21 protein-coding genes are annotated in these 24,162 nt (G+C 54.0%); all 21 read left to right on the forward strand.

Features of this window, described 5'->3' with window-relative positions; all coding sequences use genetic code 11:
* Positions 1-333 precede the first annotated feature (333 nt).
* The 21 genes from lrhA (at position 334) to menE (ending at position 24,093) form a co-directional block, all read left to right on the forward strand.
* Positions 334-1,272: a transcriptional regulator LrhA gene (gene lrhA, locus GA565_RS07840; RefSeq protein ID WP_152198013.1), complete on the forward strand. Its 939-nt coding sequence runs from the start codon at positions 334-336 to the stop codon at positions 1,270-1,272.
* Between the two features lie 753 nt (positions 1,273-2,025).
* Entirely contained in the window at positions 2,026-2,493 is a 468-nt protein-coding gene (locus GA565_RS07845; RefSeq protein ID WP_152198014.1) for an NADH-quinone oxidoreductase subunit A, read from the forward strand.
* 14 nt (positions 2,494-2,507) lie between these two features.
* Positions 2,508-3,182, forward strand: coding sequence for an NADH-quinone oxidoreductase subunit B family protein (locus tag GA565_RS07850; protein WP_152198015.1), 675 nt, complete (start codon positions 2,508-2,510; stop codon positions 3,180-3,182).
* Between the two features lie 117 nt (positions 3,183-3,299).
* Positions 3,300-5,099, forward strand: a complete 1,800-nt coding sequence (gene nuoC / locus GA565_RS07855; RefSeq protein WP_055779165.1) for an NADH-quinone oxidoreductase subunit C/D — start codon at positions 3,300-3,302, stop codon at positions 5,097-5,099.
* Positions 5,100-5,101: 2 nt separating this feature from the next.
* On the forward strand, positions 5,102-5,656 hold the full coding sequence (gene nuoE, locus GA565_RS07860; protein ID WP_055779162.1) for an NADH-quinone oxidoreductase subunit NuoE: 555 nt from the start codon (positions 5,102-5,104) through the stop codon (positions 5,654-5,656).
* Entirely contained in the window at positions 5,653-7,017 is a 1,365-nt protein-coding gene (nuoF, locus tag GA565_RS07865; protein WP_152198016.1) for an NADH-quinone oxidoreductase subunit NuoF, read from the forward strand. Before nuoE ends, nuoF begins: the two co-directional genes overlap by 4 nt.
* A 95-nt stretch (positions 7,018-7,112) precedes the next feature.
* On the forward strand, positions 7,113-9,839 hold the full coding sequence (nuoG, locus tag GA565_RS07870) for an NADH-quinone oxidoreductase subunit NuoG (RefSeq protein ID WP_152198017.1): 2,727 nt from the start codon (positions 7,113-7,115) through the stop codon (positions 9,837-9,839).
* Positions 9,836-10,813, forward strand: a complete 978-nt coding sequence (gene nuoH / locus GA565_RS07875) for an NADH-quinone oxidoreductase subunit NuoH (protein WP_055779154.1) — start codon at positions 9,836-9,838, stop codon at positions 10,811-10,813. Before nuoG ends, nuoH begins: the two co-directional genes overlap by 4 nt.
* 19 nt (positions 10,814-10,832) lie before the next feature.
* Positions 10,833-11,375, forward strand: coding sequence for an NADH-quinone oxidoreductase subunit NuoI (gene nuoI / locus GA565_RS07880; protein WP_055779151.1), 543 nt, complete (start codon positions 10,833-10,835; stop codon positions 11,373-11,375).
* Between the two features lie 12 nt (positions 11,376-11,387).
* A complete protein-coding gene (gene nuoJ / locus GA565_RS07885) occupies positions 11,388-11,951 on the forward strand; it encodes an NADH-quinone oxidoreductase subunit J (RefSeq protein ID WP_055779147.1) in 564 nt (187 codons plus the stop codon).
* Positions 11,948-12,250, forward strand: a complete 303-nt coding sequence (gene nuoK / locus GA565_RS07890) for an NADH-quinone oxidoreductase subunit NuoK (RefSeq protein ID WP_004936014.1) — start codon at positions 11,948-11,950, stop codon at positions 12,248-12,250. Before nuoJ ends, nuoK begins: the two co-directional genes overlap by 4 nt.
* Entirely contained in the window at positions 12,247-14,094 is a 1,848-nt protein-coding gene (gene nuoL / locus GA565_RS07895) for an NADH-quinone oxidoreductase subunit L (RefSeq protein WP_152198018.1), read from the forward strand. The genes nuoK and nuoL overlap by 4 nt, the downstream gene beginning before the upstream one ends.
* A 29-nt stretch (positions 14,095-14,123) precedes the next feature.
* Positions 14,124-15,653, forward strand: coding sequence for an NADH-quinone oxidoreductase subunit M (gene nuoM / locus GA565_RS07900; protein WP_152198019.1), 1,530 nt, complete (start codon positions 14,124-14,126; stop codon positions 15,651-15,653).
* Between the two features lie 6 nt (positions 15,654-15,659).
* Positions 15,660-17,117: an NADH-quinone oxidoreductase subunit NuoN gene (gene nuoN / locus GA565_RS07905; RefSeq protein WP_152198020.1), complete on the forward strand. Its 1,458-nt coding sequence runs from the start codon at positions 15,660-15,662 to the stop codon at positions 17,115-17,117.
* Positions 17,118-17,306: 189 nt separating this feature from the next.
* The gene (locus GA565_RS07910) at positions 17,307-17,834 is read left to right on the forward strand and encodes a DUF1097 domain-containing protein (protein ID WP_152198021.1); all 528 of its coding nucleotides are present in this window, start codon (positions 17,307-17,309) and stop codon (positions 17,832-17,834) included.
* Between the two features lie 115 nt (positions 17,835-17,949).
* Entirely contained in the window at positions 17,950-18,258 is a 309-nt protein-coding gene (elaB, locus tag GA565_RS07915; protein ID WP_152198022.1) for a stress response protein ElaB, read from the forward strand.
* Between the two features lie 173 nt (positions 18,259-18,431).
* Positions 18,432-20,105, forward strand: a complete 1,674-nt coding sequence (gene menD, locus GA565_RS07920; RefSeq protein WP_152198023.1) for a 2-succinyl-5-enolpyruvyl-6-hydroxy-3-cyclohexene-1-carboxylic-acid synthase — start codon at positions 18,432-18,434, stop codon at positions 20,103-20,105.
* Complete coding sequence (gene menH / locus GA565_RS07925; protein WP_152198024.1) at positions 20,102-20,953, forward strand: 2-succinyl-6-hydroxy-2,4-cyclohexadiene-1-carboxylate synthase; 852 nt, start codon at positions 20,102-20,104, stop codon at positions 20,951-20,953. The genes menD and menH overlap by 4 nt, the downstream gene beginning before the upstream one ends.
* Positions 20,892-21,749 carry a 1,4-dihydroxy-2-naphthoyl-CoA synthase gene (menB, locus tag GA565_RS07930; protein WP_152198025.1) on the forward strand — a complete coding sequence of 286 codons (858 nt, stop codon included), beginning with the start codon at positions 20,892-20,894 and terminating at the stop codon, positions 21,747-21,749. Before menH ends, menB begins: the two co-directional genes overlap by 62 nt.
* Positions 21,749-22,720: an o-succinylbenzoate synthase gene (gene menC / locus GA565_RS07935; protein WP_152198026.1), complete on the forward strand. Its 972-nt coding sequence runs from the start codon at positions 21,749-21,751 to the stop codon at positions 22,718-22,720. The genes menB and menC overlap by 1 nt, the downstream gene beginning before the upstream one ends.
* Positions 22,708-24,093: an o-succinylbenzoate--CoA ligase gene (menE, locus tag GA565_RS07940; protein WP_152198027.1), complete on the forward strand. Its 1,386-nt coding sequence runs from the start codon at positions 22,708-22,710 to the stop codon at positions 24,091-24,093. Before menC ends, menE begins: the two co-directional genes overlap by 13 nt.
* The last annotated feature ends 69 nt before the right edge of the window (positions 24,094-24,162 follow it).

Raw genomic sequence — 24,162 nt, forward strand, 5'->3', positions numbered from 1 at the left:
ACGGTTTTTTATATTGAAAATTGCTAGCGCTTTGCTGCGCCTGCTTTCGCGTCCAGAGTAAGCGCAAGGCCTGCTGTCAGTGTGCGCCTATTGTAATGATTGTATTTGTCATGCTTTGTCAGTATGGAATTATATTTCTTTGAATTTAATACTTATTTGAAAAAGTGGGTTAATGATAATCATTTGAAAATTACCTAATGGGCATAAATATTTCTCATTTCATCATTATCTAATGAGTGAGTGCCTTTCAGATCTGGTATTCTGCATTTTGCGGGAAGTTTTCCGCACTATCCAGGGTAGCTTGTTATTAGATTTTAAAAGTGAAGAAAAACTATGACAAATGCAAATCGTCCAATTCTTAATCTAGATCTTGACCTGCTAAGGACCTTTGTAGCCGTTGCTGATTTAAATACTTTCGCCGCTGCCGCCGCTGCAGTTTGTCGTACACAATCAGCAGTAAGCCAGCAGATGCAACGTCTCGAACAACTTGTAGGTAAAGAGCTGTTCGCCAGGCATGGACGCAATAAGTTATTGACTGAACACGGTATTCAGTTGCTTGGCTATGCTCGAAAAATATTGCGCTTCAACGACGAAGCCTGCACTTCCTTAATGTACAGCGACGTACAGGGCAGTGTCATTATTGGGGCTTCCGACGACACTGCAGACACTATTTTACCGTACCTGCTGAGTCGCGTGACCTCTATTTACCCGAAACTGGCCATCGATGTACGGGTAAAACGTAGTCCGTTTATGTTACCGATGTTGGAGAGCGATGAGGTAGACTTGGCAATTACTACCATTACTACCAAGGATCATCCCCACATTGTGTTACGCACGTCTCCGACCTTGTGGTACTGCTCCGCCGATTTCGCTTATCCGTCAGGCGACAGCGTGCCCTTGGTGCTTTTGGACGAACCGAGTCCTTATCGCGCTATGGCAATCGAACATCTCAATAAAGCGGGCATCCCGTGGCGCGTTGCTTACGTTGCCTCTACGCTCTCTGCTATCCGTGCCGCCGTTCGTGCCGGTTTGGGCGTTACCGTCAGGCCTATTGAAATGATGAGTCCGGAGCTGCGCGTGCTGGGCGAGCAGGATGGTCTACCGAGGTTGCCTGACACCCAATATGTATTGTACAAAAACCAGCACTGCGATAACGACCTCGCCATGGCAATTTTCAATGCCGTGGAGCAGGGCAGCGATCCTTATTCCCTTAACAATTATGCTCAACGTGCCGGCACTGACGACGAGTTTGTAGAAGCACCTAAATCCTGAGCCTTGAAGGCTTTTGTCCTCCCCTAAACTCGATGACGACTTAGGAGGTAGGGAAGGGCAAAAGTTAAAAGGTGAATTAATAAACAACTCATAAGATTTTCTTCACGAAACTGCTATTTTCAGCGTTTTATGCTCCTTAAAACCGCCTTCACATCGTCAGGTAAGTAAACTATCACGCTCCTAAATGAGTTCTTTTCTTTCTGACCAGTTTCCGCATTCCCTTCCTTAAATTTTTTATGAAATGCATTTTTATTTTAAATAATTAAACAAAATTCATTCAAAAATTGTCTTATTTTTTAGCAATCTTGCCAAAAACGTGTCCTGGATCAACAAATAACCCTGTTTTGTGAGTGGAAGAATGGGGTAATCCTGCGACAATAGTAGGGGTAGGTTGCTAAATCTTTGACTCCAGATAAGTTACATCCTTTTTTTTACTCTTTTGACTGACTCGATTTAGCTACCAACTATCGCATGTTGTGTTAATAAAATGCTAAAGATGTAAATTAACGTGGATATACTTTTGTCAAAGTTGACAAAAGGTTATAGAAAAGGGTAAAAAGCCCACAGTAATTCACTGGATAATCGCTTTTAAAACCCTAGAGTCTATAAGGTTGCTGCTAAAACCGGCGATTTTGGTCTCAAAGGTCCCGTGAAGACTGGTGGTTATTAATCCTTCCCTTGAATCGATGTGGCAGGCAAGTTGCCGGGCAAGAGCAAATGCAAGATGCCACTTTTGATGAGTATGCATAGAGTATGTCAACAGCCACAGATGTCACCGCTCATAACTGGGCGCTCGCAGTTTTTCTTATTATCGCAGTCGGCCTGTGTTGCCTGATGTTGCTCGGCGCAGCTTTCCTGGGAGGGAAAGTTCGCGGACGCCACACAGAAACCCCGTTCGAGTCGGGTATCGCACCCGTTGGCTCGACACACATGCGCCTGTCGGCAAAATTCTATTTAGTCGCGATGTTCTTCGTCATTTTCGATGTGGAAGCCCTGTATCTCTATGCATGGTCAACCTCGATTCGTGAAAGCGGGTGGACCGGCTTTGTAGAAGCAGCGATTTTCATATTTGTACTTTTAGCCGGCCTGTTTTATCTGGTTCGCATCGGTGCGCTTGACTGGACTCCAACTCGTTCAAAAGGTCCTGTTAAAGCCAGTCCGGTTATTCCGAGCCCAGTCATTAAGACCAGCAATCACCCGCATGGCAATCGCCAACAATAAAGTGAGGCATCAAGATGGACTATACGCTCACGCGCTTAGACCCGAACGGTGAGAACGACCGTTACCCCCTGCAGAAACAAGAGACGGTTGCCGATCCTCTTGAGCAGGAAGTTAATCAAAGCGTGTATATGGGGAAACTCGAACACGCGTTGCATGACGTGGTGAACTGGGGTCGTAAAAACTCGCTTTGGCCATTTAACTTTGGTCTTTCATGCTGCTATGTGGAAATGACGACCTCGTTTACCGCGGTGCATGACGTTGCGCGATTTGGTTCGGAAGTTATCCGTGCCTCACCGCGTCAGGCCGACTTTATGGTGGTTGCCGGTACCTGCTTTACCAAAATGGCGCCGGTTATTCAGCGTCTTTATGACCAGATGCTTGAACCTAAATGGGTTATCTCCATGGGCGCCTGTGCCAACTCGGGCGGCATGTACGACATCTATTCCGTAGTGCAGGGCGTTGATAAGTTCTTGCCGGTCGACGTTTATATTCCTGGCTGCCCTCCGCGCCCTGAAGCTTACATGCAGGCACTGCTTCTGCTGCAGGAGTCGATTGGAAAAGAACGCCGTCCTCTCTCCTGGGTAGTCGGTGACCAAGGTGTTTATCGCGCCAATATGCAGTCTGAAAAAGAGCGCAAACGCGCCGAGCGTATCGCCGTGACGAATTTGCGGACACCTGACGAGGTTTAACACTGTTCGTCAAACCTGAGGGGCAACGCCGTCAGGAAATTATTATTTAAAAATGACGGTTACAGCCAGGTGTACTCCCCTTAGGCAACCATGACACATTTAGTGTGGTGAGAAAATATGACAGATTTAACGACGCAAGACCTCGCTCAGCCAGCATGGCAGACGCGCGATCATCTTGATGATCCCGTTATTGGCGAGCTGCGTAACCGTTTTGGGCCAGAGGCCTTTTCTGTTCAGCCGACCCGTACCGGTATCCCGGTGGTGTGGGTAAAACGCGAGCAGATACTGGAAGTTATTACCTTTTTACGCAAACAGCCTAAGCCTTACGTCATGCTTTATGACCTGCACGGCGTTGATGAGCGTTTACGTAACCACCGCGACGGTTTACCTGCCGCGGATTTTTCCGTTTTCTATCACCTGCTTTCTATTGAGCGCAACAGCGACATTATGCTTAAAGTGGCGCTGGCTGAAAACGACCTGCATTTGCCAACGCTGACCAAGGTATACCCGAATGCCAACTGGTATGAGCGCGAAACCTGGGAAATGTTCGGTATTACCTTCGACGGCCACCCCCATCTGACGCGCATCATGATGCCTAAGACTTGGGAAGGGCACCCGCTGCGTAAAGATTATCCGGCGCGTGCGACCGAGTTTGACCCGTTCGAACTGACCAAACAGAAAGAAGATCTCGAAATGGAAGCGCTGACCTTCAAACCCGAAGACTGGGGTATGAAGCGCGGTACCGAAAACGAAGATTTTATGTTCTTGAACCTCGGCCCTAACCACCCGTCTGCGCACGGTGCTTTCCGCATTGTGATGCAGCTTGACGGCGAAGAGATTGTCGATTGCGTTCCGGACATCGGTTACCACCACCGCGGTGCCGAAAAAATGGGCGAGCGCCAGTCATGGCACAGCTACATTCCTTACACCGACCGTATCGAATACCTCGGCGGCTGTGTTAACGAAATGCCTTACGTATTGGCGGTTGAAAAGCTGGCTGGTATCACCGTTGGCGATCGCGTTAACACCATCCGCGTCATGCTTTCCGAGCTGTTCCGTATCAACAGCCACTTGCTCTACATCTCGACCTTTATTCAAGACGTCGGCGCAATGACCCCGGTGTTCTTTGCCTTCACCGACCGTCAGAAAATTTATGACGTGGTTGAGGCAATCACTGGTTTTCGTATGCACCCGGCGTGGTTCCGCATTGGCGGCGTGGCGCATGACCTGCCAAAAGGCTGGGAACGTCTGCTGCGCGACTTCCTGGAGTGGATGCCGAAACGTCTTGATTCCTATATGAAAACGGCGCTGAAAAACAGCATTCTGGTTGCGCGTTCCAAAGGCGTTGCCGCCTACAATGCAGAAGATGCATTGGCTTGGGGCACCACCGGTGCGGGTCTGCGCGCCACTGGCGTCGCGTTTGATGTGCGTAAATGGCGTCCTTACTCCGGCTATGAAAACTTCGATTTTGAAGTGCCGGTCGGCGATGGCGTGAGCGACTCGTATTCGCGCGTGATGCTGAAAATGGAAGAGATGCGCCAGAGTCTGCGCATTCTGCAGCAGTGCCTGGATCACATGCCTGAAGGTCCGTTTAAAGCCGATCATCCACTGACGACGCCGCCGCCGAAAGAACGCACGTTGCAGCATATCGAAACCCTGATCACTCACTTCCTGCAGGTTTCGTGGGGGCCGGTAATGCCTGCCAACGAATCGTTCCAGATGATCGAGGCAACGAAAGGGATCAACAGCTACTACCTGACGAGCGATGGCAGCACCATGAGCTATCGCACCCGCGTGCGTACGCCAAGCTTCCCGCACCTGCAGCAGATCCCGTCAGTTATCCGTGGCAGCCTGGTATCAGACCTTATCGTCTATCTGGGCAGTATTGATTTTGTAATGTCAGATGTGGACCGCTAACGATGACAGATCTTAATAAAGACTCAGAGCTTCAGTATATCAACGTGTCTGCACCTGCGGCCTTTGACGCGGCGCAGAACAAGCAGAAGTTTGAGCTGAGCGCGACTGAACGTGACGCGATTGAACACGAAAAACATCACTATGAAGATGCCCGCGCGGTCTCGATTGAAGCACTGAAAATTGTGCAGAAAGAGCGTGGCTGGGTGCCTGATGGGGCTATTTATGCCATCGCGGAAATTCTGGCTATTCCGGCCAGCGACGTAGAAGGTGTGGCGACGTTTTATAGCCAAATCTTCCGCCAGCAGGTTGGGCGTCACGTGATTCGCTATTGCGACAGCGTTGTGTGCCACATCACCGGCTATCAGGGCATTCAGGCCGCGATTGAAGAGAAGCTGAATATTAAACCGGGTGAAACTACGCCGGACGGACGCTTCACTTTGCTGCCAACCTGCTGTCTGGGCAACTGTGATAAAAGCCCGACCATGATGATCGATGAAGACACGCACAGCTACCTGAAACCAGAAGAAATCGGTCAGTTACTGGAGCGTTACTCATGAATGTCTACGGTTACACGCCAAGAGAAATTATCCGTACGCCGGAAATGCATCCGCTGACATGGCGCATGCGTGAAGACCAGCAGCCGGTCTGGATTGACGAATACCGCAGTAAAAACGGCTATGCCGGTGCAGAGAAAGCGCTTAAAACTTTGTCGCAGGACGAAATTGTCGCATTGGTAAAAGACTCCGGTCTGAAGGGGCGTGGCGGCGCAGGTTTCTCTACTGGTTTGAAGTGGAGCCTGATGCCGAAAGACGAATCCATGAACATCCGTTACCTGCTGTGTAACGCTGATGAAATGGAGCCGGGCACCTATAAAGACCGCCTGTTGATGGAGCAGATGCCTCACCAGCTGGTTGAAGGCATGTTGATCAGCGCCTTCGCACTGAAAGCCTACCGCGGCTACATCTTCCTGCGCGGTGAATACATCGAAGCCGCCGTAAACCTGCGTCGCGCCATCGAAGAGGCCCGAGCAGCCGGTTTGATTGGCAAAAATATTCTCGGTACCGGATTTGATTTCGAACTGATTGTTCACACCGGCGCGGGACGCTATATCTGCGGTGAAGAGACGGCGCTGATTAACTCGCTGGAAGGCCGCCGCGCCAACCCGCGCTCCAAGCCGCCATTCCCGGCGTCTGTAGGTGCATGGGGCAAGCCGACCTGCGTGAACAACGTCGAAACGCTGTCTAACGTCCCGGCGATTTTGGCCAACGGCGTCGAGTGGTACAAAGGCATTTCAACCAGTGAAGACACCGGCACCAAGATGATGGGCTTCTCTGGTCGCGTTAAAAATCCGGGCGTGTGGGAGCTACCGTTTGGCACCACCGCACGCGAAATTCTTGAAGAGTACGCCGGCGGCATGCGCGACGGTCTGAAGTTTAAAGCCTGGCAGCCGGGTGGGGCAGGGACCGATTTCCTGACCGATCAGCATCTCGACCTGCCGATGGAATTTGCCAGCATTGGTAAAGCCGGAAGCCGTTTGGGTACCGCGCTGGCGATGGCCGTCGATCATGAAATTGGCATGGTTCCGTTGGTGCGCAATCTTGAAGAGTTCTTCTCGCGCGAGTCCTGCGGCTGGTGTACGCCATGCCGTGACGGTTTGCCGTGGAGCGTCAAGATCCTGCGCGCGCTGGAGCGCGGTGAAGGCCAGCCGGGAGACATTGAAACTCTCGAGCAGCTTTGCCGCCAGCTTGGCCCGGGTAAAACATTCTGCGCACACGCGCCGGGTGCCGTGGAGCCATTGCAGAGTGCGATTAAATATTTCCGGGAAGAATTTGAAGCAGGCATCGCCAAGCAACATTACAACAATGCGCGGGCAATTGGCGGCATACAGCCAAATAACCTGCTGAAAGCGCGTTGGTAAGCCGCTAAAAACGATGCCCGAGAAACGCGGGCAACCCGGCCAGAATTTTTGATTAACGCCTGCCGAAAGGTGGGCCTTGTGGAAGCATGCTGACTATGGCTACGATTCATGTAGACGGCAAAGAATACGATGTAAACGGAGCGGACAACCTACTTCAGGCTTGCCTCTCTCTTGGCCTCGATATTCCTTATTTTTGCTGGCATCCGGCGCTGGGAAGCGTCGGCGCTTGCCGCCAATGTGCGGTTAAGCAATACCAAAACGCAGAAGATACGCGCGGCCGTTTGGTTATGTCATGTATGACGCCTGCGTCTGATGGAACCTTTATTTCCATCGATGACGGAGAAGCCAAACAGTTCCGGGAAAGCGTCGTGGAATGGTTGATGACTAACCACCCGCACGACTGCCCGGTGTGTGAGGAGGGCGGTAACTGTCACCTGCAAGATATGACAGTCATGACCGGCCACGCCACGCGTCGCTATCGTTTCTCCAAACGTACGCATCATAATCAGGATCTCGGCCCGTTCATTTCTCACGAGATGAACCGCTGTATCGCCTGTTATCGCTGCGTGCGTTACTACAAAGACTATGCTGACGGTACCGATCTTGGCGTTTATGGCGCGCACGACAACGTCTACTTTGGGCGCCCGGAAGACGGTCCGCTGGAAAGCGAATTCTCCGGTAACCTGGTAGAAGTTTGCCCGACCGGCGTGTTCACCGACAAAACACACTCAGAGCGTTACAACCGTAAATGGGACATGCAGTTTGCACCCAGCGTTTGCCAACAGTGCAGCGTCGGTTGTAATACCAGCCCGGGTGAGCGCTACGGTGAACTGCGTCGCATCGAAAACCGCTATAACGGCACCGTGAACCGCTACTTCTTGTGCGACCGCGGACGTTTTGGCTACGGCTACGTCAACGCCAAAGACCGTCCATCCAAACCGATGCAGCAGCGCGGCAGTGACTGGATTGCGCTCAACGCCGAGCAGGCGATGCAGGGCGCGGCGGACATTCTTCGTCAGTCGAGCAAAACTATCGGTATCGGCTCTCCGCGCGCCAGCCTCGAAAGCAACTTTGCGCTGCGGGAATTGGTCGGTGCTGAAAACTTCTATACCGGTATCAACGCGGCGGAGCAAAATCGTCTGGCGCTGATGCTGAACATCCTGAAAAACAGCGGGGTTCACACGCCGGCTCTGCACGACATTGAGTCCTATGACGCCGTGCTGATTCTGGGTGAAGATCTCACGCAAACTGGCGCACGCATTGCGTTGGCGGTTCGTCAGGCGGTCAAGGGTAAAGCCCGCGCCATGGCGGCGGCCCAGCGCGTTGCCGACTGGCAGATTGCCGCTATCCAGACCATCGGACAGCACGCCAAGCATCCTCTGTTTGTGACCAACGTTGATAATACCCGTCTCGATGATATCGCGGCTCTGAACTACCGCGCACCGGTTGACGAGCAGGCACGTTTCGGTTTCGCCATTGCCCACGCTATTGACGACGCGGCACCGGCGGTCACTGACATCGACGAAAGCCTCAACAAGAAAGTCGACATGATTGCGCAGGCATTAACTGGCGCAAGAAAACCGCTGATCATTACCGGCACTAACGCCGGCAGCGACGCGATTATCTCTGCCGCAGCCAACGTGGCGAAAGCCCTGAAAGCGCGCGGTCTTGACGTCGGCATCACCTTCGTGGCCTCTTCTGCCAACAGCATCGGTCTGTCGATGATTGGCGGCGGCAACCTCGACGACGCGCTTGGCCTGCTTTCCAGCGGCGGCGCAGACAGCGCTATCGTCATGGAAAACGACCTGTATCGTCAGGCACCTGAATCTGTCGTTGACGAGGCGCTTTCGAAGGTTCAAAACCTGCTGATCGTTGACCACCAGCGCACCCGCATTATGGACAAGGCCAGCCTTATCCTTCCGGCCGCAAGTTTCGCTGAAAGCGACGGTACGTTGGTCAATCAGGAAGGCCGCGCACAGCGCTTCTTCCAGGTTTATGACCCGGCGTACTACGACAACAGCATCGTGATGCTTGAGAGCTGGCGCTGGATGCACTCGCTGCATTCCACCATCAACAGCCGTCACGTTGACTGGACTCAGCTGGATCACGTCATTGAGGCCTGCGTTGCGGCTCTTCCGCAGTTAAAAGGTATGATTGACGCTGCGCCGGATGCTTCTTTCCGTATTCGTGGTCAGAAACTGGCGCGTTCACCGATTCGTTCAAGTGGACGTACCGCCATGCGCGCCAACATCAACGTGCACGAACCGCGTCAGCCGCAGGACAAAGACACCATGTTTGCCTTCTCGATGGAAGGTAACAACAGCCCTTACGCGAACCGTCAACAGGTGCCGTTTGCCTGGGCTCCGGGCTGGAACTCACCGCAGGCATGGAATAAATTCCAGGCCGAAGTGGGCGGTAAACTGCGTCACGGCGATCCGGGTGTGCGTCTGATTGAAGCAGGCGAGGGCACTCTTGAGTACTTCAGTGAAATCCCTGCGGCCTTTGCTGCACAGGAAAATCACTGGCGCGTTGCCCCTTACTATCACCTGTTTGGTAGTGAAGAGATGTCTCAGCGTTCAAACGTTATCCAACAGCGTATGCCACAGCCTTACGTGATGGTTAACCCGGCCGATGCCGCTGCACTTGGCGTTAATCAGGGCACTCAGGTTGAATTCACCTGCGGTGGACAAACTCTGACCTTGCCGGTTCGTCTGAGCGAGACCCTCCATAAAGGACAAGTTGGCCTGCCGCTGGGCCTGCCGGGAATTTCTCCGGTGCTGGTCGGCGCAACGGTTGAGAATCTGCGGGAGGCAACCCGATGAGTTGGTTTACACCAGAAGTTATCGACACCATTATCGCCGTGGTTAAAGCGGTGGTGATCCTGTTGGTCGTCGTCACCTGCGGAGCCTTTATGAGCTTCGCGGAACGCCGCCTGCTGGGCCTGTTCCAGAACCGATACGGACCTAACCGTGTCGGCTGGGGCGGCTCGCTGCAGCTGGTTGCCGACATGATCAAAATGTTCTTTAAAGAAGACTGGGCGCCAAAGTTCTCTGACCGCGCCATCTTTACGCTGGCGCCGATGATTGCTTTTAGCTCGATGCTGATGGCGTTTGCGATTGTACCGGTTGCACCGACCTGGTACGGCGCCAACCTCAATATCGGTATTCTGTTCTTCTTGATGATGGCGGGTTTAACGGTTTACGCCGTGCTGTTTGCCGGTTGGTCAAGCAACAACAAATACTCCCTGCTGGGCGCAATGCGCGCCTCGGCACAGACGCTGAGCTATGAAGTGTTCCTCGGCCTGTCGCTGATGGGGGTCGTTGCACAAGCGGGCTCGTTTAATCTGCAGGACATCGTGCATGCCCAAGAGCACATGTGGAATATCATTCCGCAGTTCTTTGGCTTCCTGACCTTTGCCATTGCCGGTATCGCCGTGTGTCACCGCCATCCGTTTGACCAGCCAGAAGCAGAGCAGGAGCTGGCCGATGGTTACCACATCGAATATTCCGGCATGAAGTTCGGTCTGTTCTTCGTCGGTGAATACATTGGTATCGTCACCGTATCTGCACTGATAGTTACGCTGTTCTTCGGGGGCTGGCAGGGGCCATTCTTGCCACCGTTCATCTGGTTTGCGTTGAAAACCGCTTTCTTCATGGTGATGTTCATTTTGCTACGAGCCGCTTTACCTCGTCCTCGCTACGACCAGGTGATGTCATTTGGCTGGCGTATTTGCCTGCCGCTGACTTTGCTGAATCTGCTGGGCACCGCGGCCGTCATTTTGTACAACGCAAATTAATTTAAGGGGTGATTGAACCATGACATTGAAAGAACTAGTGGTTGGTTTCGGCACCCAGGTTCGCAGTTTGTGGCTGATAGGTATGCATACCTTCGCCAAACGCGAAACCTTGATGTACCCGGAAGAACCTGTATATCTGCCGCCTCGTTACCGTGGTCGCATTGTGTTGACGCGCGATCCTGATGGAGACGAGCGCTGCGTAGCCTGTAACCTTTGCGCGGTAGCCTGTCCCGTAGGCTGTATTTCACTACAGAAAGCCGAGATGAAAGACGGTCGTTGGTATCCGGAGTTTTTCCGTATCAACTTCTCGCGCTGCATCTTCTGCGGACTCTGTGAAGAAGCCTGCCCAACGACGGCAATTCAGCTGACGCCGGACTTCGAGTTGGGTGAGTTCAAACGCCAGGATCTGGTGTATGAGAAAGAAGACTTGTTGATCTCTGGACCCGGTAAGTATCCGGAATATAACTTTTACCGGATGGCCGGTATGGCAGTTGACGGCAAAGCGAAAGGCGAAGCCGAGAACGAAGCCAAGCCGATCAACGTCAAAGGTCTCATGCCTTAAGGAGCCGCGAGCATGGAATTTGCATTTTACACTGCAGCCCTGGTGGCCGTGTTGGCGACGTTGCGAACAATCACGCACACCAACCCGGTTCACGCGCTGCTGTACCTGATCATTTCACTGCTGGCTATCGCCGCCGTGTTCTTCTCGCTCGGCGCATACTTCGCCGCAGCGCTGGAAATCATCGTCTACGCCGGTGCCATTATGGTGCTGTTCGTGTTCGTGGTGATGATGCTGAACCTAGGCAGCGTGCAGGAACAAGAGCGCGCCTGGCTGAAACCTTCGACCTGGATTGGGCCTTCGATTCTGGCCGTGGTTCTGCTGGTGGTGATGATTGCTTCAATCACCGGCCTGCACGATCAGGGCATCAAAGGAACAATGGTTGACGCGAAAGCGGTAGGCATTGCGCTGTTCGGTCCTTACGTACTGGCGGTAGAGCTGGCATCAATGCTGCTGCTGGCCGGTTTGGTGGTGGCCTTCCACATCGGACGTGAACACAAGCCGGGCGAAGTGCTCGGCAACGCATCCGCTGCGCCGGTCAAAGAGATGGCAAAAAGAAAAACGGAGGAGAGAGCATGATCCCTCTACAGCATGGCCTGATCTTGGCCGCAATCCTGTTCGTGTTGGGACTGACCGGGTTACTGGTACGACGTAACCTGTTGTTTATGTTGATCAGCCTTGAAGTGATGATCAACGCGGCGGCGCTGGCCTTTATTGTGGCCGGCAGCTATTGGGGACAGGCAGACGGACAGGTGATGTACATACTGGCTATCAGCCTGGCGGCAGCGGAAGCCAGCATCGGCTTGGCCTTACTGCTGCAACTCTATCGTCGTCGTCATACCCTGAATATCGACACTGTCAGTGAGATGCGCGGATGAACCTATTATATTTAACCATTTTGTTCCCGCTGATCGGCTTCCTGCTGTTAGCCTTTTCTCGCGGGCGTTGGTCAGAAAACACGTCAGCTACCGTGGGTGTAGGCTCGATTGGCCTGGCCGCTTTGGTGACGATTTACGTTGGCATCAATTTCCTTAGTCAAAAGGCTACCGGCGTTCAGGTGTTTAACCAGACGCTGTGGAACTGGATGCAGGTCGGTGATTTCAACATCTCTGCCACGCTAACGCTCGACGGCCTGTCGATGACCATGCTGTCTGTGGTGACCGGCGTAGGTTTCTTCATCCACATGTTTGCTTCATGGTACATGCGCGGTGAAGAGGGCTATTCACGCTTCTTTGCTTATACCAACCTGTTTATCGCCAGCATGGTGATTCTGGTATTGGCAGACAACCTGTTGCTGCTGTATCTGGGTTGGGAAGGGGTAGGGCTGTGCAGTTACCTGCTGATTGGTTTCTACTACACCAATCCTGAGAACGGCGCGGCGGCGATGAAAGCCTTTATCGTCACTCGCGTGGGCGACGTATTCCTGGCCTTTGCGCTGTTCATTTTGTATCGCGAACTGGGCACGCTCAACATTCGTGAACTGATGATTCTGGCACCGCAGAAGCTGGCCGTTGGCGATACCGCCATTACTTGGGCAACGCTGATGTTACTGGGCGGCGCCGTAGGTAAATCGGCACAGTTGCCGCTGCAAACCTGGTTGGCGGATGCGATGGCCGGTCCTACACCAGTTTCTGCTCTGATCCATGCTGCGACGATGGTCACCGCCGGTGTCTATCTGATTGCCCGTACCCACGGTCTGTTCTTGATGGCGCCTGAGATTCTGCATTTGGTCGGCATTATTGGCGCAGTGACGCTGGTTCTGGCGGGCTTTGCGGCGCTGGTGCAAACCGATATCAAGCGCGTGCTGGCCTACTCGACCATGAGTCAGATTGGCTACATGTTCCTGGCGCTGGGCGTTCAGGCGTGGGACGCTGCCATTTTCCACCTGATGACCCACGCGTTCTTCAAGGCGCTGCTGTTCCTCTCCTCCGGCTCGGTAATCCTTGCCTGCCACCACGAGCAGAACATCTTCAAAATGGGCGGCCTGCGCAAATCGATTCCACTGGTTTATGTCTGCTTCCTGGTGGGCGGTGCGGCGCTGTCGGCCTTGCCAATCATCACTGCCGGCTTCTTCAGTAAGGATGAAATTCTGGCCGGTGCGCTGGCAAATGGTCATCTTAATCTGCTGATTGCCGGACTGGTCGGTGCGTTTATGACCTCGCTGTATACCTTCCGCATGATCTTTATCGTCTTCCACGGCGAAGAGAAGATTAAAGCCCATGCCGGTAAAGGGATTACCCACCACTTGCCGCTGCTGGTGCTGCTGGTTCTGTCCACCTTCATTGGCGCGATGATTGTTCCGCCACTGCAGGGCGTGCTGCCGGGTACTACCGAGCTGCCGCACGGTACGGTATTAACGCTTGAAATTACTTCAGGTGTGGTGGCTATTGTCGGCATTTTACTGGCCGCAGCGTTGTATCTCGGCAAGCGTACGCTGGTTAACAGCATCGCAAAAAGCGCACCGGGACGCTTCTTCACGACCTGGTGGTTCCATGCCTGGGGCTTTGACTGGCTGTACGACATGATTTTCGTGAAACCTTATTTGGCCATCGCGAAACTCCTGCAGCGCGATCCGTTGAACTCGCTAATGAATTTCCCTGCACTGTTTGCCCGTCTGGGTAACCGCGGGCTGACATTGAGTGAAAACGGACAGACGCGTTGGTACGTCGCGTCTATGGGATTGGGTGCAGTCGTCGTTTTAGCGCTGTTGCTGGCGATTTAACATAGTAAAAACATAGGGACCTATACGCCATGCTATTACCTTGGCTAATTCTTATCCCCTTTATTGGCGGACTGCTGTCTTGGCAGACTGAGCGCTTCGGAAGCAAAGTACCGCGCTGGATAGCTCTTATCGCGATGGGGCTGACTTTGGCACTTTCCCTGCAACTCTGGTTGCAGGGGGGTTATTCATTAACCGCACCCGTGGGTATTCCTCAATGGCAGTCAGAGTTTTCTCTGCCGTGGATCCCGCGCTTTGGCATTGAATTCCATCTGGCTCTTGATGGTCTTTCGCTGCTGATGGTTGTGCTGACCGGCCTGCTCGGTTTGCTGGCTATTCTCTGTTCGTGGCGCGAAATCCAGAAGTATCAGGGGTTCTTCCACCTGAACCTGCTGTGGATCCTCGGCGGCGTGATCGGCGTGTTCCTGTCCATCGACCTGTTCCTGTTCTTCTTCTTCTGGGAGATGATGCTGGTTCCGATGTACTTCCTGATTGCGCTTTGGGGTCATAAAGCGTCTGACGGTAAAACGCGCATCAGCGCAGCAACCAAATTCTTCATCTATACCCAGTCCAGTGGTCTGGTGATGTTGATTGCGATTTTGGGACTGGTGTTTGTGCACTACAACGCGACTGGCGTGTGGACCTTCAGCTATGAGCAACTGCTGAAAACGCCAATGTCGGAACACGTTGAGTACCTGCTGATGCTGGGCTTCTTCATTGCCTTCGCGGTGAAAATGCCGGTCGTGCCGTTGCACGGTTGGTTGCCGGATGCACATAGCCAGGCACCTACCGCGGGTTCGGTTGACCTGGCAGGCATCTTGCTGAAAACCGCGGCCTACGGCATGTTGCGCTTCTGCCTGCCGCTGTTCCCACATGCTTCACACGAGTTTGCCCCGATCGCGATGTGGCTGGGTGTGATTGGTATCTTCTACGGCGCCTGGATGGCGTTCGCACAGACTGATATCAAACGCCTTATTGCTTACACCAGCGTGTCACACATGGGCTTTGTTCTGATTGCCATTTACACCGGCAGCCAGCTTGCCTACCAAGGTGCAGTGATCCAGATGATCGCACACGGGCTTTCCGCAGCCGGTATGTTCATTATCTGTGGTCAGATTTACGAACGCCTGCATACTCGTGACATGCGCCTGATGGGCGGCCTGTGGGGGCGCATCAAATACCTGCCTGCGCTGTCGCTGTTCTTCGCGGTGGCAACGCTGGGTATGCCGGGTACCGGTAACTTTGTGGGTGAATTCATGATCCTGTTCGGCAGCTTCCCAATTGTGCCGGTGATCACTGTGATTTCGACCTTCGGCCTGGTATTTGCCTCGGTTTATTCGCTGGTTATGATGCAGCGTGCATACTACGGCGCGCCTAAGTCGGACCAACCCTTGCAGGGTATGACGGGGCGTGAGCTCTCAATCATCCTGCTGCTGGTCGTGTTGCTGGTGCTGCTCGGGGTTTACCCGCAGCCAATCCTCGATACCTCACACGCAGCGATGAGCAATATTCAGCACTGGTACGGGTCATCAGTTTCATCAATTTCAACGACAAGGCCGTAATTCGCCATGACATTTACTCCTCAAGATCTGATCGCACTGTTACCACTGTTGATCGTCGGATTGACGGTGGTATTGGTGATGCTGTCCATTGCGTGGCGACGCGACCATTTCTTTAATGCCACACTGACAGTCATTGGCCTGAACATCGCGCTGATTTCGCTGTATTTCGTTGCTCAAGTGGGGCCACAGGATGTGACCCCTCTGCTGCGCATCGACGGTTATTCAATGTTCTACATTGCATTGGTGCTGTTGGCGAGCCTGGCCACCTGTACGTTCGCGTACCCTTGGCTGGTGGGCTATCCGGACAACCGCGAAGAATTCTATCTGCTGGTGCTGATAGCAGCGATGGGCGGTATTTTACTGGCCTGCGCTAATCACCTTGCCTCAATGTTCCTGGGGATTGAACTGATCTCCCTGCCATTGTTTGGCTTAATAGGCTATGCGTATCGACAGAAACGCTCGCTGGAAGCCAGTATCAAATACATGCTGCTTTCGGCCGCTGCGTCTTCGTTCCTGCTGTTTGGTATGGCACTGCTGTACGCACAGTCCGGCGACCTGTCGTTCATGGCGCTGGGTAAAAACCTCAGCGACGCCGTGATGCACGAACCGTTGTTGTTGGCAGGTTTGGGTATGATGATCGTGGGTCTGGGCTTCAAGCTGTCTCTGGTGCCTTTCCACCTGTGGACGCCGGACGTTTATCAGGGCGCGCCTGCACCGGTATCAACCTTCCTGGCCACCGCCAGCAAGATTGCGATTTTTGCCGTAGTCATGCGCTTGTTCCTTTATGCACCGGTTGCCAACAGTGAAGCCATCCGCGTCGTGCTGGGCATTATCGCCTTCTGCTCGATTCTGGTCGGTAACCTGATGGCCATCAGCCAAAGCAATATCAAACGTCTGCTGGGTTACTCTTCAATCGCGCATCTGGGTTACCTGCTGGTGGCGCTGATTGCCGTACAGACCCATCAGCTGTCGATGGAAACCGTGGGCGTTTATCTGGCAGGTTACCTGTTCAGCAGCCTGGGTGCCTTTGGCGTGGTTAGCCTGATGTCCAGTCCTTACAGCGGTCCGGATGCAGAATCACTGTTCTCCTACCGCGGTCTGTTCTGGCACAAGCCGATTCTTTCGGCGGTAATGACGGTGATGATGCTGTCATTGGCGGGTATTCCAATGACGCTGGGCTTCATCGGCAAGTTCTACGTGATTGCAACCGGCGTCACCGCGCATCTGTGGTGGTTGACCGGTGCCGTGGTGGTGGGCAGTGCGATAGGCCTTTACTATTATTTGCGCGTTACCGTGAGCCTGTTCCTGAATGCGCCGGACCGACTGGTACGCGATACGCCGTCCAACTGGGCGCTTACCGCAGGCGGTGTCGTGGTACTTATCTCGGCGATTCTGGTACTGGTGCTGGGTATCTATCCACAGCCGCTCATCTCGCTGGTTCAGTTGGCTCAGCCTCTAATGTGATGCTGCTGAATTAACCTTAAAAACCGTACGTCATTGATGTGCGGTTTTTTTTTGCCTTTAATAAATTTATTAAATTTTGATGAATTCATATTAATTTCGTTAGTGAAGCGCCTGTAAATATTTCATTTTGTAATTTCGAGTGTAGAATCTGCACTTTATTTTTCGGTCGTATTGACTGGGGACTTTGCAATGAATGTTTTATTTATGATTGCCATAACGACAGGGCTTCTTTCAGGGATTTGGGGCTGGATTGCTATTACGCTTGGCCTGATTGGCTGGGCGGGTTTTCTGGGTTATGCCGCCTGCTTTGCTTCACCGATAAGCGGTTTGAGAGGTTTTTTGATCACCATATTGACCTGCTGTAGCGGAGTGTTCTGGGGCGAAATGATTAAAACGGGCAGCGCCCTACGCCCCGAATGGAGCATTTTAGGCTACGTAGTTATCGGACTGGTTGGGTTTGCCATGTGCATGCAGTCTACGTATCAGTGGCTGGCCTTTCTCCCCGGAACCTTTATAGGTGCCAGTGCCGTGCTTGCAAGCCAACAAAACTGGCAGACAATCATTGTTTCGCTGCTGCTTGGGCTGATATTTGCCTATGCCATGAAATTGAGCGGAATGTGGCTGTTGCACAAGCAGCGGGCGCTTAGCGAGGCGCGACTAAAAAGCAAAATTCCTCCGGTAGCTTATTCCGCAGTGCCAGGGTCGGAAGGTTCTTAAAAGGCTGAATCCGGTGTATTTAGTTGCCACTTGGGGCAGCAACTCGGCTGAAAGTAGGCTAGGGTTAAAGACATCGGGTGCAAAACTCGCTGAATCACACAACAAGGAGAACAGAATGGCTAACCAATTCGAACCACAGCAAACCAGTCTTGATGATGATCTCAGAATGCTCAGTGAAACGCTGGAAGAGGTGCTTAAATCTTCAGGTGATAAAGCGGATGAGAAATATATCGAAATAAAGAGCCGAGCCGAGCAGGCGTTGAATGACGTGCAATCACGTCTGAGTTCGGCAACTGACTCCTACTGCGCGAAGGCGAAAACCGTGGTCCGTCAGGCCGATTCCTACGTGCATGACAAACCATGGCACGGCGTAGGTGTAGGTGCGGCAGTAGGTTTGGTTGTTGGGCTGCTGTTACGCCGCTAGACGCCCGAGTTATTGCGATGAACACCGCGTGAACCACAATGAGACAGCTAAGGCTGTCTCTATTTTTTTAACATTTCTCCCTCCCGAAACGTCCTTTTGATCTGTAACAGCATCTGACATCAGTTAACCGCGCATAATTCTGCCATCAGGCAAAATAAGCGGGGGAACAGGCTATGTCGATGAGCGCGTTTAACCATCGCTGGGCAAATGTCATTCTTGAAGCCTTGTCACGTCACGGCGTTCGCCACGTCTGTATTGCACCCGGTTCACGCTCCACCCCCCTTACGTTGGCCGCGGCGGCCAATGCGCATTTTATTTGCCATACTCATTTCGACGAGCGCGGATTAGGGCACCTGGCGCTGGGACTTGCCAAAGGCGCAGGTGAACGCGTGGCGGTGATTGTCACCTCGGGCACCGCCGTTGCGAACCTCTATCCTGCGGTTATTGAGGCCGGCCTTACCGGTGAAAGGTTGATAATGCTGACCGCCGATCGCCCGCTCGAGTCTATCGGCTGCGGGGCCAATCAGGCCATTTCACAGCCGGGCATTTTCTCCTCTCACGTCACCGATGCCTTAAATTTACCCACGCCGACGGCGACGATTGCCGCCCGCTGGCTGGTGTCGGCAATCGATGAACTGATGGGCCGTCAAACGCACGGAGCAGTCCATATTAATTGCCCCTTTGCCGAACCGCTATACGGTGAGCCGGACGAGGAAGACGCGGCGTGGAGCGGGGCGCTCGGCGACTGGTGGCAGGGCAGTAAGCCCTGGCTGCAGCAATCGGTCCATTTTCATCCGCCGGTCCTGCACGATTGGGAGGCTGGGTGTCAAAGGCGCGGGGTAGTGATTGCCGGGTGTTTGAGTGTGGATGAAGGAAAACGGGTGGCGCAATGGGCGGCCACGCTCGGCTGGCCGCTGCTGTCGGATACTCAGTCGCATAGCGGACAGCCTCTCGCCTGCGCGGATTTGTGGTTAGCGAATCCTAAGGCACAAGCGTTATTACAGCGTGCAGAGCTGGTGGTTCAATTTGGCAGCCGGCTGACCAGCAAGCGGCTGTTGCAGTGGCAGTCATCCTGTCAGGTAGCAGAGTATTGGTTGATTGAAAACCGGGCAGGACGCCTGGATCCCGCACATCATCGCGGGCGACGCATTGTTTCACCGATTGGCCCATGGTTGAGTCAGCATCCTGCATTAGCCCAAGCTCCGTGGGCAGAATCACTGGCCACTCTCTCTTCTATGGCCAAATCCTGCGTTGAGCAACGTTTAGCTACGCAGTTTGGTGAAGCACAGGTGGCCAGCCGAATTGTCGAGCTGTTGCCGCCGCACGGACAGCTGTTTTTAGGCAACAGTCTGGTGGTGCGAATGGTCGACGCCTTTGCCCAACTGCCTGTTGAATATCCGGTATTCGCTAATCGCGGTGCCAGCGGTATTGATGGCCTGCTGGCGACCGCCGCCGGTGTGGAACGCGCCTGTGGCAGGCCGACGCTTATCCTGCTGGGAGACATCTCCGCCCTCTACGACCTCAACTCTCTGGCGCTGCTACGCCAAAGCTCTGCCCCGGTGGTTATCCTGGTGGTCAATAATCAGGGCGGGCAAATTTTCTCCCTGTTGCCAACGCCGCTGGCCGCACGTCAGCGTTTTTACTGCATGCCGCAGCAGATTGATTTCAGTTACGCCGCCGCTGCGTTCGGTTTGCAGTATTCCCGACCCGAAAGCTGGCATGCGCTGCTTCACGATGTGACTCAGCATTGGCAGCACGGCGGCGTCACATTGATTGAACTTATGGTGGCCCCCACCGCAGGCGGCGAAGCATTGACGCAGCTGTTGCAGCAGGTGAGTGAATTATGACCCTTTCCTGCACTCGCATCGACGGTGGCAGTTTTGCCACTACACGCCCGTGGCTGGTGTTTTTGCATGGATTTTTGGGCAACGGCAGTGATTGGTATTCTTTACTCAATCATCTATCACACTGGCGCTGCCTGCTGGTTGACCTTCCGGGGCACGGTGCATCGGCACACCTTACCGCCGCCGGATTCGCCGACCTGAGTCACCAACTGTGCGTGACCCTCAAGCAGCATAACATCAGTCAATATTGGCTAATCGGCTATTCGCTCGGCGGTAGAGTCGCCCTTTATCACGCCTGCTGCGGGGAAAATTCTGGCCTGCAGGGGCTGGTTATTGAAGGCGGGCATCCTGGACTTGAAACCTTATTGCAAAGGCAGTCAAGACAGCAGTGCGACTGCCGCTGGCGTGAAAAACTGCAGCAGATGCCGTTGCAAAATTTTCTAACGCAGTGGTATCGACAACCGGTGTTTCACGACCTGTCTGCCGCGCAGCGCTGCTCGCTTATTCAGCTGCGGCTGGCCAATGATCCCCAAAGGCTGGCCGCGATATTTACCGCGACCTCGTTGGCGCTGCAGCCTGATTTACGCCCACAAATCCGCAAGCTTCGTATTCCCTATCTCTGGCTGTGTGGCAGCGAAGATGAAAAATTCCTCTCGCTTATCCATCGCTCGAACCTGCCGCACACTGCCATAGAGGGAGCCGGTCACAATGCCCATCGGGCGCAGGCGGCACTGTTTGCCAATCGTCTGACTGAATTTATTTCCTTAAACCGTTTAAAAGAGAACCGAGATGATCCCTATCGACGAGAAACGCCTTTATGCGCCCCTCAACTGGCTGGACTGCTCGGCTGATTTTGAGGATATCCGCTATCATAAATCGGCCGACGGCATGGCTAAAATCACGATTAATCGTCCCGAGGTGCGCAATGCTTTTCGTCCGTTGACGGTCAAAGAGATGATGCGCGCAATGGAAGACGCCCGTTTTGATGACAGCATCGGGGTGATTATTTTAACCGGGGAGGGGGATAAAGCCTTCTGCGCGGGCGGCGACCAGAAGGTGCGCGGCGACTACGGTGGCTATCGTGATGACAGCGGCGTGCATCACCTTAACGTCCTGGATTTTCAGCGCCAAATTCGCACTTGCCCCAAACCGGTGGTGGCGATGGTGGCCGGATATGCCATCGGGGGGGGACACGTTTTACATATGATGTGTGACATCACGCTGGCCGCAGACAACGCAATGTTTGGGCAAACCGGCCCTAAAGTGGGATCGTTTGATGGCGGTTGGGGCGCTTCGTATATGGCGCGCATCGTCGGGCAGAAAAAAGCCCGTGAAATCTGGTTCCTCTGCCGTCAGTACGACGCGGCTGCCGCGTTGGATATGGGATTAGTGAACAGCGTAGTGCCGCTGGCCGAGCTTGAAAAAGAGACCATCCGTTGGTGCCGAGAAATCCTGCAAAACAGCCCGATAGCACTGCGCTGTCTGAAGGCGGCCCTTAACGCCGACTGCGACGGACAGGCGGGCCTTCAGGAGCTGGCGGGTAATGCCACCATGCTGTTTTACATGACCGCTGAAGGTCAGGAAGGGCGCAATGCATTCAATGAAAAGCGCGCGCCTGATTTCAGCCGATTTAAACGTAATCCGTGATGCGCCGTGTAAAAGTGTACCGCTACTCACTGCCGATGGACGCCGGAGTCGTACTGCGCAATCAGCGGCTTAAAACCCGTGAGGGTTTGCTGATTGAGCTATGGAAAAACCACCGACAAGGGTGGGGAGAAATAGCGCCGCTGCCCGGTTTTAGCCCAGAGTCTTTAGAGCAGGCGCAACTGGCGCTTCTACCGCTGCTCGACAGATGGCAACGAGGCGACCCGTTTCCCGATTGCGCGTTGCCCTCAGTGGCCTTTGGCGTGAGCTGCGCCTTGGCGGAAATTGACGGCTCGTTGCCTACGGCTTTCGACACGCGACGCGCAGTGATGTGTCACGGGGACCCAGACGAACTGCTGCTCCAACTTAATGCTCTGCCGAACAGTAAGTTGGGTAAGGTAAAGGTCGGACTGTATGAGGCGGTGGGCGATGGATTAAACGTCAGCTCACTGCTTGAGGCGTTGCCTGACCTGAAGCTGCGCCTCGATGCTAACCGCAGTTGGAGCCCTAGCCAGGCCGCGGCCTTTGCACGCTATCTTTGCGCCGAGCAGCGCAGGCGTATTTGTTTTATTGAGGAGCCGTGTCACACCCCGCAGCAGTCGCTGGAATTTGCCGCCGCCACCGGTATTGCGATTGCCTGGGACGAAAGCCTGCGCGAAACAGGCTTTATGTTGCAGCGGCAGTCTGGCGTAGCGGCTATTATCCTCAAGCCTACCCTCACCGGCAGTATTGACGCCTGCCAGCGGCAGATAGCCGAGGCGCAAAGCCTGGGGATAGAGGTGGTTATCAGTTCCAGTCTTGAATCCAGCTTAGGGCTGAGTCAGCTGGCGCGGCTCTCCCGCTGGCTGTTACCGGAAAGTACGCCGGGACTTGATACCCTCAACCTGATGCAAGCCCAACTGTTGCGTCCTTGGCCGGGCAGTAGATTGCCGTTAATAACGGCCGATGCGCTGGAGGTTATATGGCAGCAATAAACGACTGGCCTTGGCAACACTGGCAGCGGCGCTCACCCAACACAGTGGCTATTTTTTTGGCAGACAAAACGCTGACGTGGGCAGAATTGGCCCGTGAAATCGACCATAAGTCGGCCGAATTTAGCGCTCAAGGCGTTCGGGCCGGCGAGGCAGTGGCACTGATCGGTGATGTGCGTGGTAATAACGGATTCGACTTATTGCTGGCTTATTTTGCCCTGTTACAGCTCGCCGCGTGCTGTTTGCCGCTGAATCCTCAGCTTGCCGCAGGCACACTGCCAGTATTGCTCACGCGTTTGGGTATTTCCCGCGTAATGGATTTAACCCATGAAGTTATCCGACCCGAGGTCGTGGCGCAAAAGGCCACACTATCCCGTCAGCACGCTGCGGTGTGGTCATCGGCAAGAGCGGCCACGCTGACCCTAACCTCGGGGTCTAACGGTTTACCCAAGGCGGCGGTGCATACACTCGCGGCGCATATTGCCAGCGCCGAGGGCGTGGTTGAGCTGATGTCTTTCACGCATCAACACCGCTGGCTGCTCTCGCTGCCGTTGTTTCACGTTTCGGGGCAGGCCATTGTCTGGCGCTGGCTCGCAGTTGGCGCAGGATTAGTACTCAGCGATGGCCGTCCTTTGGCGCAGGCTCTGCAGTTCAGCACCCATGCATCGCTGGTGCCTACTCAGCTGTGGCGTTTGCTCGAGAGTAGCGTCTCGACGGCGGGTTTGTGCGACGTGCTGCTTGGCGGGGCTGATATTCCACAAGCGCTTGTTCAGCGCGCCGAACGGGCGGGCATTCGCTGTTGGTGTGGCTACGGGATGACCGAAACGGCATCCACTGTTACCGCCAAGCGCGCCGATGACTTGCCAGGTGTGGGAAATCCGTTAAAAGGGCGCGAGGTCCGAGTCGTTAATCAGGAAATTCAGCTGCGTGCGGCTTCAATGGCGCTGGGCTATTGGCAACAGGGCAGATTGCAGCCTCTGGATGAAACCGACGGTTGGCTGCACACGCGCGACAGCGGCGAGTGGCAGAACGGCGAATTGAATATTAACGGCAGGCTGGATAATCTTTTTTTTAGCGGCGGCGAGGGGATTCAGCCGGAAGAGGTTGAGCGAATTTTGCTGGAACATCCGCAGCTTAATGCGGTATTTATTATCCCGGTTGACGACCCGCAGTATGGCGAGCGACCGGTAGCGGTTATTGAAGGAGAGGGCAGCCCGACGCTCGCCGAGCTAATGGAATGGGCGCGCGATAAACTGGCGAGTTTTCAACGGCCGATCGCACTTTTTAGGCTGCCAGAAAATTTGCAGAATGGCGGTATAAAAGTGTCTCGACGCGAGGTCATGCACTGGGGTAGGGCAAAATACGCCGATCGATAACCTTGGTTAATATTGTGTTACCGATAACTACATAGCCGGCTATGGAAATGTGAATGCCATCACATTGAG

It is taken from the genome of Rouxiella sp. S1S-2 (genome assembly GCF_009208105.1).
In the GTDB taxonomy this organism is placed as follows: Bacteria; Pseudomonadota; Gammaproteobacteria; order Enterobacterales; family Enterobacteriaceae; genus Rouxiella.